The organism is Flavobacterium sp., assembly GCF_020217025.1.
Classification (GTDB): Bacteria; Bacteroidota; Bacteroidia; order Flavobacteriales; family Flavobacteriaceae; genus Flavobacterium.
Genome location: NZ_JAIWOF010000121.1, coordinates 1 through 10,000, shown reverse-complemented (window position 1 = coordinate 10,000; position 10,000 = coordinate 1). Strand labels below are relative to the sequence as shown.

Here is a 10,000-nt window from a genome sequence, read left to right as displayed (position 1 = left end):
TGCTTTTGAATAATGAACCTTGTCCCTTGCCATATAGCCTTTTGCTGCATTGCGTTTTATGGATTTATTGCCGCCAAAAACATCCAAAAGATTCCAAACCGCATAATTTTTCACATGGGCATTGTCTTCTATGATTTCAGCATATTTTTCAATGAAAGTGTTTTTATATTTTCGATGTAAAACCGAAGGTGGCGAAGTCATCACCAAAACACATGCTTGTGGATTTTTTTCTTTAATTCCTTGTATCATTTGGTCCAAATGTGCAAAATATTGTTCGCCCGATTGTTTATCGAAACTCTCATTCGTTCCCAACGAAATAATAACTAAATCTGGAGTTAACGCTGGCAATTGTTCATTAAACAATCTGAATTTATTGTAATCAGAAGCTTTTGCTCCATTTACGCCAATACTGTGATAAATAACACCCGAATTATCATTTTCCAAAACCAATCCGTTTAAAGCAAAATCATCAATTTCTTGATTTGGAACAATCGCGATTTTATCTAAATGCGTTTCCGAAATATAATCGTTTGAAAATAACGAAGGTTGTAATTCGATAGGAACATATTCCGTTTTGGTTGTGGTTTTTGATTGTGTTCCTTTCGTTGGAATCGTCAATACTTTTCCATCGCGAATGATATCGCTTTTTAATCCGTTTGCTTTTTTCAAAGCTTTTAAAGAAACGTTGTATTTATCAGCAATTCCTCCTAAAACTTCACCTGGCTTGACTTTATGTGTGATTTTTTTCGGAACTTTTCTTTCAATTACAATATTTTTATTAGAAATTGATACATCAAATAAATTGACATTCTGAGGCGTGATTACTTTCAATTTCGTGAAATAATATTGTGCATCTTTTACATTCAACTGAATCGCAAAATCTTTTGAAGTGGTTTCCATAGAAAAGCCGCTTAAACCAACTGGACGATTAGCATCAGCATATAAATTTCGAAAACTTTGAAAATTTCCTGAGGCTGAATAACGAATTGGAGCACTATTATTTGTCTTAGCTACGCTATACGGAAACGTAAATCCAAAACCACCATTACCATACACTTTTTGAAATTGAGTACGAATTTTAGCCGTAAATAAATCCGCTTGAATATGCGAATCACCAATATGAACAATATTAATCTTACCCAATTTACTTTGCTCTAATTGGTACATTTTTTCATAAAAAGCCAAAAGTGCAGTCGGATTGTGAATGTCGTTTCCTGTAAAAGTAACTTCGATAGAATCAATAACGGGAACTTCTACTTCAATAGAATCTATAGGTACCAATAAAGTATCTTGAGCAAATCCAAAAAAAGAAAATCCCAATAAAAACATCAAAAATCTATTCTTCATAAACCGAATCTTTATTGATTATGACAGTATCTTTTTTCACAGGAGCAGTGGGTTTTTTACGTTTTTTTCTCAATTCTTTATACATTTCGTAGCCTTTATTTAATTGGGTAAAAATTAAATTAGCCGCTTCTTTTGCACCTCTGTGATTAAAATGCGTGTAATCTTTATTCGCTCTTGCAGGTTCTTGTTCTACCCACTGAATCATCGAACCATCACCACCCATTAACGTGTACATATTAATGAAACTCGATTCTGATTTGATAGCATATCGCTTTTGAGCTGTATTCAATGGCACAACAGCAGAATCGGTTTTCATTTCTAAATCGTATTTAGTTGATTTATCAGCAGTTGACACAATTAAAATAGCTGCTCCTGGGAAACACTCTTTCAAATGTGCAACCACTTTTGCCATACGTTTTTCGTACCAACCATAATTCAACGAACCATAATTCAACACGTTAGCTCCATATTGCAATACGATTAAATCGTAATCTAATTTAGAATGGAACGCACGCATCGTAGCAACATCAAAACTTCCAATTGGCAAACCTGAGTTTCCTCTATTCGAAAAATTATCTACGTGTACGCCTTTTCCATCATCAAAATTGAATCCGTAAATTGGAATAGAATCCGCTTTTTTGAAATTTACTTTGATACTTTTCAAATTGCTTTCAGAAAGTACAACTGTATTTACTAAAGCATTTGGAGTTAATTTTTTTGAAATGGTATCGGTACCAATAACATATTTTATTTTACCTTCTTTATTGGATGAACGTCCGTAGAATAAAGTTGGATACGGTAATTCTGATGCAAATCTTGTTTTGTTTGCTTTGTATTTTACCCAAGCTACATTGGCAGTATCATTTGCATAAAACACATGCCCATTTACTCCAAAAGGATTTGATGGACGTTTTACTTTTAAATACGATTGGGTTTTCCAATTTCCTGAAAATTCATGTGTTAACGAACTTCTAGAAGCAGCGGATTCCGAGGTAATATTAACAAAACCAACACCTTGACCTCCAAATTTTTCTTGCAAATAGGTTCTAAAATCTTTTACAATTAAGTCACCATCTGTCATCGAATCACCAAAATAGGCAATACGAACATTACCTTCTTTTTTAGTTTCCAATTGAAACAGTTTCTCGAAAAATGTCGCTAAGTATTGATTTCCAGTATATTCTTCGAATGTTTCTGGTGGAAATTTTATTCCATTCACAACTTTATAATCGATAATGGTTTTAGCCATTGAATCTTCGACGATTGCACCTTCGTCTTCGGCAATAGCTTCCAAAAGCAAACTATCGACTACCACATTTTTGGAATCTAATTTACTTTCGGCAAATAATTTCTTAGGCAAAAACGTTTTGAATGCCAAAAAAGACAATCCAGAAACGATTACCACGACTAAGGTTTGAAAAAAATATTTTGATGTGTTCACTTAATTTTATCTCTTATAACTGATTTACTATTTCAAAATTCGTTGTTCCAAGTTCGTTGTTCGATATTTAAACAAGGAATATACAACTTGGAATTGTGAATGTTGAAATATTTTTACATACGCTCAGGAACTTCAATTCCTAATAACTGAAATGCGTTTTTTATCGTGTTTCCAACTGATTTTGACAATTGTACTCGAAACACTTTTTTATCGTGATTTTCTTCTCCTAAAATCGAAACCTGTTGATAGAACGAGTTGAATTCTTTTACCAAATCATACGTGTAATTCGCAATCAACGCCGGACTGTGATTTTCTGCAGCATTTTGAATTACTTCAGGGAATAACTGCACTTGTTTGATTAATTCTTTCTCTTTTTCATGTAATTCTAATTCCGAAATTGAAATTGAAGTATCAAAATCGGCTTTTCTTAAAATCGATTGAATACGAGCGTAAGTATATTGGATGAATGGACCAGTATTTCCTGCAAAATCAACCGATTCTTCTGGATTAAACATCATTTGTTTTTTAGGATCAACTTTCAACATATAATATTTCAATGCTCCTAAACCGATTGTTTTGAATAAAACCGCTTTCTCTTCTTCAGAATAACCATCCAATTTGCCTAATTCTTCCGAAATAGTTTGTGCAGTAGTCGTCATTTCTGCCATTAAATCATCTGCATCTACAACGGTTCCTTCACGCGATTTCATTTTTCCAGAAGGTAATTCTACCATTCCGTATGATAAATGATATAAGCTATCTGCCCAATCAAATCCTAACTTTTTCAAGATTAAGAACAATACTTTGAAATGGTAATCTTGCTCGTTTCCTACCGTATAAACCATTCCACCAACATCTGGAAAATCTTTCACACGTTGGATTGCGGTTCCAATATCTTGCGTCATGTAAACCGCAGTTCCGTCAGAACGGAGCACGATTTTTCTATCTAAACCATCCGCTGTTAAATCAATCCAAACCGAACCATCTGGATCTTTTTCAAAAATGCCTTTTTCTAAACCAAATTGCACTACTTCTTTTCCAAGTAAATAGGTGTTGGATTCATAATAGTAGCTATCAAAATCAACGCCAAGATTTTTATACGTTTGAGCAAATCCATCATACACCCATTGGTTCATGGTTTTCCAAAGTTCGATAACTTCAGGTTTTCCGTTTTCCCAATCTAAAAGCATTTGTTGCGCTTCTAAAATGGATGGTGCTAGTTTTTTTGCTTCGTCTTCGGTTTTACCTTGAGCGATTAATTCTGAAATTTCTTTTTTGTATTGCTTGTCGAATTCCACATAGAAATTCCCAACTAATTTATCACCTTTTAATCCTGTTGAAGCTGGCGTTTCACCTTTTCCGAATTTTTGCCAAGCCAACATCGATTTACAGATATGAATTCCTCTATCGTTGATGATTTGCGTTTTGTATACTTTATTTCCAGCAGCTTTTAAAATTTCAGCAACCGAATAACCCAATAAATTATTTCTGATGTGACCTAAATGCAAAGGTTTGTTGGTATTTGGTGAAGAGTATTCTACCATTACCGCTTTTTCTCCTTCTTTTGGAGCTACAAAACCAAAGGTTTCGTTATTTTTTATAGTATTGAAAAATTCCACATAAAAAGCATCCGAAATCACGATATTTAAAAATCCGCCTACTACATTGAACTTAGAAACTTCATTTAAGTTTGCTACTAAGTAATTTCCGATCTGATTTCCGATTTCAACTGGGTTGCCTTTTAATGCTTTTACCAAAGGAAAAACTACCATAGTAATATCACCTTCGAACTCTTTCCTAGTAGCTTGAAATTCAACTTTTTCAATAGAAATATTGAACAATTCAAGAACCGCTTTTTGGATGTGTGTTGTTAATGTGTGATGTAATGCCATTTTACCTTGTTTTTTTGAACGTGCAAAGGTAATAAATAGTAGTTTGTGATTAGTAAATAGTGATTAGTTTTTTTTCGATTAAAAAAATATTTCAAAAATCCTGTAACAATTAACAATTGTTGAAGTCTATTAAACACAATCATCAATCATATAATCAAAAATAAACAAATGAAACTTAAATTAATTATTACCTGTTTTTTGTGTTCCATTGCTTTTGGTTTTGCACAAAATTCGGGAACTATCAAAGGAAAGGTTATTGATAAAAAAACTAATGAACCTTTACCGTACGTAAACATTATTCTTAAAGATAATAATAAGATTGTTACAGGAGGTGTAACCACAGAAGACGGAAATTTTGCCATCAACAAATTAGCAATACAAAAATACACTGTTGAAATTCAATTTATTGGATACACAACGGTTGTAAAAAATGTTGATTTGACTGCTGATGCTAATCAAAACTTAGGAACAATCGCTATTTTAGAAGATGTATCCGAATTAAAAGATGTTGAAGTGGTTGCAGAGCGTTCAAACATGGTGCAAAAAATTGATAGAAAAGTTATCAATGTTGGAAAAGATCTAATTGCTTCAGGAACTACTGCTTCTGAAATTATGAATAATATTCCAACAGTTAGCATCGATCCTCAAACTAAAGAAATTAGCATGAGAGGAAACAGCAATGTTCGTGTACTTATCGACGGAAAACCTTCAAATGTTTCGGTGGAGCAATTGTTACAGCAAATTCCTTCGGCTTCGATTAAACAAATTGAGTTGATTACGAATCCTTCTGCAAAATACAATCCAGAAGGAATGAGTGGAATCATCAATATTATTTTGCATAAAAATTCACAAGATGGTTTTAATGGTTCTATCAACACAGGTGTTACTTTTGGAATTACACCAAAAACCAACTCAGCTTTGAACATGAATTACCGTGTAGGAAAAGTAAATTTTTACACCAATTATGGTTTTAATCACGGAATTAATGCTAACAATGGTTATGTAGAAAGCGAAAGAACTAATGAAGAAAATCGTCAAGATTTTAATTTCAGAAATAAAAATAATTCGCATCTATTAAAACTAGGAATGGATTATTATATCAACGAAAAAAACACAATTTCTGCTTACACTAACCAAAGTTTTACTTATGGTTCTGGTACAGGTTTAACAACTATTATTTATGACGATCCTGTTGCGAACGACAATGTAATTCAGTATTTTGACAGCAAAGGTGATAATAAAAACCAAACCTATGATTTAGTTTACAAACATGATTTTGATAAAAAAGACGAAAATTTAGAACTCCAATTAAATTATTCTCATACAGAAAATAATGAAAACACCTTGTACGAGGAAACATCAAGCTTGGATAGAACTAACATAGTTCCAGGAACAACTGATTATTTTCAGTTTAATGCTGATTATGTGAATCCGTTAACAGAAAGTACTAAATTAGAATTGGGAGTTGAAACCAGAATTCAAAATTCGGGAAACCGTTTTTATGACGATAACCCTAGTGCTACAAGCGCTAATAATTCGTTTGAATTTGGAAGAAATATTTATTCAGCTTATGCTAATTTAGGGAAGCAAATTGGAAAATGGAATGGTCAACTTGGGGTACGTTTAGAATATTTTAATTTAGATGCCGATTTTGCCATCAACGAAACCAATCCGAGTTTCTCTGATGCCCAAAATATTTCTGATGATTTATTTACAGCTTATCCATCGGCATTTTTAACGTATACAGCAAACGATAAAAACTCATTCAATTTCAATTATTCAAGACGTGTTGACCGACCAAGTATTGGACAAATTAGCCCAATTAGAGAATGGACAACACCATTGATGGAATCAAGAGGAAATCCAGCTTTAGTACCACAATTTACCAACTCATTTGAAGTGAATTATACTAGAACTACAAAAATTGGTTCAATCACAAGTGGTGTTTTCTATAGAAGTATTTCGGATGAGATTTCAAGAACGGTTTATAACGACCCAAACAATCCAAACCGTAATATTTTATCGTATGCCAATTTTGCAAACAATGATGCTTTTGGAATTGAATCTTCTGCAAATTTAAAATTCACAAAATGGTGGGCAGTTAATGCTAGTTCGGATGTATATTTTAAAACCGCAAAAGGAACCGTACAAAATGCAAACACAAACGCATTAGAAAATGCTTCAGTAGATGTGGTGACTTTTAATACAAGAATCAACAACACTTTTACAGCAACTAAAGATTTACGTTTTCAATTATTTGGAATGTACCGAGGAAAAGACAAAGGCTTACAATACGATAGAAAACCAATGTATAAAATGGATTTTGGAGCCACCTATAACATTTTAAAAGGAAAAGGTACGATAACAGCTCGTTATAATGACGTTTTCGAAAACATGCGTTTTGCTTTTGATGGTAATATTCCGTTTAGACAACAAGGAGCTTTTTACTGGGAAAGTCAAACGTTTTACGTAGGATTCAATTACATTTTCGGTGGTGGAAAAAACCGTGCTTTAGCCAGAAAACAAAGAGATGCTAACGAAACTAGTGGCGGCGGCGGAATGTTTTAATTTAGCGATAAGGCATTAGGCAAAAATAAAAAAGCGTTCTGAAAATTTCAGAACGCTTTTTTAATAATTATCTTTTCTCTTGCTTCTTGCTTCTTTTATCTTACTACCATCTAATAATAACACTTCCCCAAGTAAATCCAGAACCAAAAGCCGCTAAAACTACTAAATCTCCTGATTTAATTTTACCTTGTTCCCAAGCTTCAGTTAAAGCAATTGGAATAGAAGCTGCAGTGGTATTTCCGTATTTTTGAATGTTGTTGAATACTTGGTCATCTGTTAAACGGAATTTCTGTTGAATGAACTGTGAAATTCTCAAATTCGCTTGATGTGGTACCAACATATTAATATCGGAAACTTGTAAATTATTTGCTTGTAATCCTTCATTGATTACTTCACTAAAACGGACTACTGCATTTTTGAAAACAAATTGTCCGTTCATATATGGATAGTAGCTTTCATCGTTTGGATCGTTATCCGCAATGATGTCGGTTACCCAACGTTTCCCCATTCCTGGAGCAACTAAAGACAATTCTTCGGCATGTTGCCCTTCTGAATGCAAATGAGTTGATAAAATTCCTTTAGTCAAATCTTCTTCTCTTGAAAGTACCGCCGCTCCAGCTCCATCTCCAAAAATTACAGAAACTCCTCTTCCGCGAGTGGTCATATCTAAACCAGTTGAATGTAATTCAGAACCAATAACTAAAACGTTTTTATACATTCCGGTTTTGATGTATTGATCTGCAATCGAAATCGCATAAACAAATCCAGAACATTGATTACGAACATCTAAAGCACCAACAGTTCTTAAACCTAAATCACGTTGTACTAAAACACCAGGGCCTGGAAAATAATAATCAGGACTCAATGTAGCGAAAATAACAAAATCGATATCTTCTTTAGCAACACCTGAACGTTCAATTGCAATCTTTGCTGCTTTTACACCCATTGAAGTGGTGGTATCTTCTCCTCTTATAATGTGGCGACGCTCTTGAATTCCAGTTCTTTCTTGAATCCATTCGTCGTTAGTATCCATTTTTTTAGCTAAATCATCATTTGTTACCACATTATCAGGAACGTAATAACCTAAACCCGTAATTTTTGAATGATACATATTTTTCTTTCTAAATTAAGCTACAAAAATACGAAATTATTAATTTGAAATCAGTTTTTTGTACTTTTGACAAATCATAAAAAAAGTGCCTACTTTTAGGTAGGCACTTTTTAAATCTATTTATTAAAATTATGCTGTTTGATCATCAACCGAAGCGTCTGGAGCATTTTTCGCTACAGAAGCAATTCCGTTATCTCTTGAAGCAGTACTTTCATACATTTCACTTGTACCAATAATTTGACCATTGGTAGCTTTCAAATTGAAATAAAATTTACCATTTTTTGATTCTAACTTATCAAAACGAGCTTCGTCTTGTGAATTTTTCTTCACAGATTCAACACCGTTTAAACAAGCTGCTTTAGTTGTATATCCTTCACTAGCTAAGATTTCTTGACCATTACCAGCTTTTAAGCTAAATTGAAATTCTCCGTTTTTTCTTGTTGAAATTACAAATTTTCCCATAATTTAAAATATTTTTATTGTTTTAACGAATCATAAAGATAAGAAAAATTAACAAATAATTGTAAAAAAATTGTAACTAAAAAAATAATTTTAGAGCAAATTATAAAACCAAAAACAATGAAACTAAAACTCCTTTCTTTGTTTGTTTTTGTGGGAACATTCTCCACAATAGCACAAGAAAATGTAACGTATCAAAAGCCATCAGCAGAAATTTTAGCTTTGGCTGATTATGAAAGAGCACCATCTGTAAGTATGGATACTAAAAAAGAATACATGCTTTTAAGTTATCGAAATACGTACAAAACATTAGATGACTTAAATCAAACCGAAATGAAATTAGGTGGATTACGTATTAATCCTGTTACTAATATTTCTAGTACGGTAACGTATATCAACAATCTAAAGATTAGAAAAATCAAAGACAAAAACGAAATTCAAGTTAGCGGATTACCTGCAAATGCTAGAATTACGAATGTTTCTTGGTCGCCAAACGAAAAGAAAATCGCATTTACCAACACGACCAATCAAGGCGTTGAACTTTGGGTGATTGATGTAGCAACGACAACGGCTAAGAAACTAACTTCTGATAATTTAAATGCGAATCTTGGAAGTCCGTTCAATTGGATGAAGGACAACGAAACTTTATTGGTGAAAATGTTACCGAAAAACCGTCCAGCTTTAATCGACAATAATAAAGACATACCAAAAGGGCCAACAGTTTCGACTAGTGACGGTTCAAAATCTCAAAATAGAACCTATCAAGATTTATTGAAAAACAAAACAGACGAAGCTAATTTTGATGTTTTAGTTACTTCAGAATTATACAAAGTTAGCCTTTCAGGAAATGCAAATTTATTCAAAACTGCTGATATTTATGCAGGAGAAAGTTTTTCTCCAGACGGAAATTATTTAATGTTGACTACCATTCTAAAACCATATTCTTATATTGTTCCAATGAGTCGTTTTCCTCAAAAAACTACCGTTTATGATGCCAACGGAAAAGAAGTTAAAGTGGTAAACGAAGTACCTCTAACGGAAATCATGCCAAAAGGTTTTTCATCGGTAAGAAAAGGAAAAAGAAGCATGGGATGGAGAGCTGACAAAGCAGCAACTTTATACTTTGTGGAAGCTTTAGACGGTGGAGACCAAGCAGTAAAAGTAGACTTCAGAGATGAAGTT

General features: G+C 33.1%; 6 protein-coding genes and 1 pseudogene. 2 read left to right on the top strand and 5 right to left on the bottom strand.

Going from position 1 to position 10,000, the window contains the following annotated elements; all coding sequences use genetic code 11:
* The 3 genes from LDL23_RS06025 to argS form a co-directional block, all read right to left on the bottom strand.
* Window positions 1–1,347: GDSL-type esterase/lipase family protein (locus LDL23_RS06025; protein ID WP_291264903.1), on the bottom strand; the 1,347-nt coding region annotated here is incomplete at its 3' end.
* Entirely contained in the window at window positions 1,337–2,788 is a 1,452-nt protein-coding gene (locus tag LDL23_RS06020) for a hypothetical protein (RefSeq protein WP_291264902.1), read from the bottom strand. The genes LDL23_RS06020 and LDL23_RS06025, both read right to left, overlap by 11 nt.
* Before the next feature lie 113 nt (window positions 2,789–2,901).
* Window positions 2,902–4,680 carry an arginine--tRNA ligase gene (gene argS / locus LDL23_RS06015; RefSeq protein ID WP_291264901.1) on the bottom strand — a complete coding sequence of 593 codons (1,779 nt, stop codon included), beginning with the start codon at window positions 4,678–4,680 and terminating at the stop codon, window positions 2,902–2,904.
* 168 nt (window positions 4,681–4,848) lie between these two features.
* On the opposite strand from argS, the gene LDL23_RS06010 reads away from it, so the two are divergent.
* Window positions 4,849–7,248: an outer membrane beta-barrel family protein gene (locus LDL23_RS06010; RefSeq protein WP_291264900.1), complete on the top strand. Its 2,400-nt coding sequence runs from the start codon at window positions 4,849–4,851 to the stop codon at window positions 7,246–7,248.
* A gap of 103 nt (window positions 7,249–7,351) precedes the next feature.
* Here the strand turns inward: LDL23_RS06010 and LDL23_RS06005 are convergent, their stop codons facing one another.
* Both LDL23_RS06005 and LDL23_RS06000 read right to left on the bottom strand, forming a co-directional pair.
* A complete protein-coding gene (locus LDL23_RS06005) occupies window positions 7,352–8,359 on the bottom strand; it encodes a 3-oxoacyl-ACP synthase III family protein (RefSeq protein WP_291264899.1) in 1,008 nt (335 codons plus the stop codon).
* A gap of 129 nt (window positions 8,360–8,488) precedes the next feature.
* Window positions 8,489–8,821, bottom strand: a complete 333-nt coding sequence (locus LDL23_RS06000) for a YegP family protein (RefSeq protein ID WP_026724533.1) — start codon at window positions 8,819–8,821, stop codon at window positions 8,489–8,491.
* A gap of 117 nt (window positions 8,822–8,938) precedes the next feature.
* On the opposite strand from LDL23_RS06000, the pseudogene LDL23_RS05995 reads away from it, so the two are divergent.
* Window positions 8,939–10,000, top strand: a pseudogene (locus LDL23_RS05995) (S9 family peptidase); the annotation flags it as partial.

Coding starts and splice junctions, on each gene's coding strand:
- argS (WP_291264901.1), bottom strand. CDS start 4,680: ATGGCATTACATCACACATTAACAACACACATCCAAAAAGCGGTTCTT.
- LDL23_RS06010 (WP_291264900.1), top strand. CDS start 4,849: ATGAAACTTAAATTAATTATTACCTGTTTTTTGTGTTCCATTGCTTTT.
- LDL23_RS06005 (WP_291264899.1), bottom strand. CDS start 8,359: ATGTATCATTCAAAAATTACGGGTTTAGGTTATTACGTTCCTGATAAT.
- LDL23_RS06000 (WP_026724533.1), bottom strand. CDS start 8,821: ATGGGAAAATTTGTAATTTCAACAAGAAAAAACGGAGAATTTCAATTT.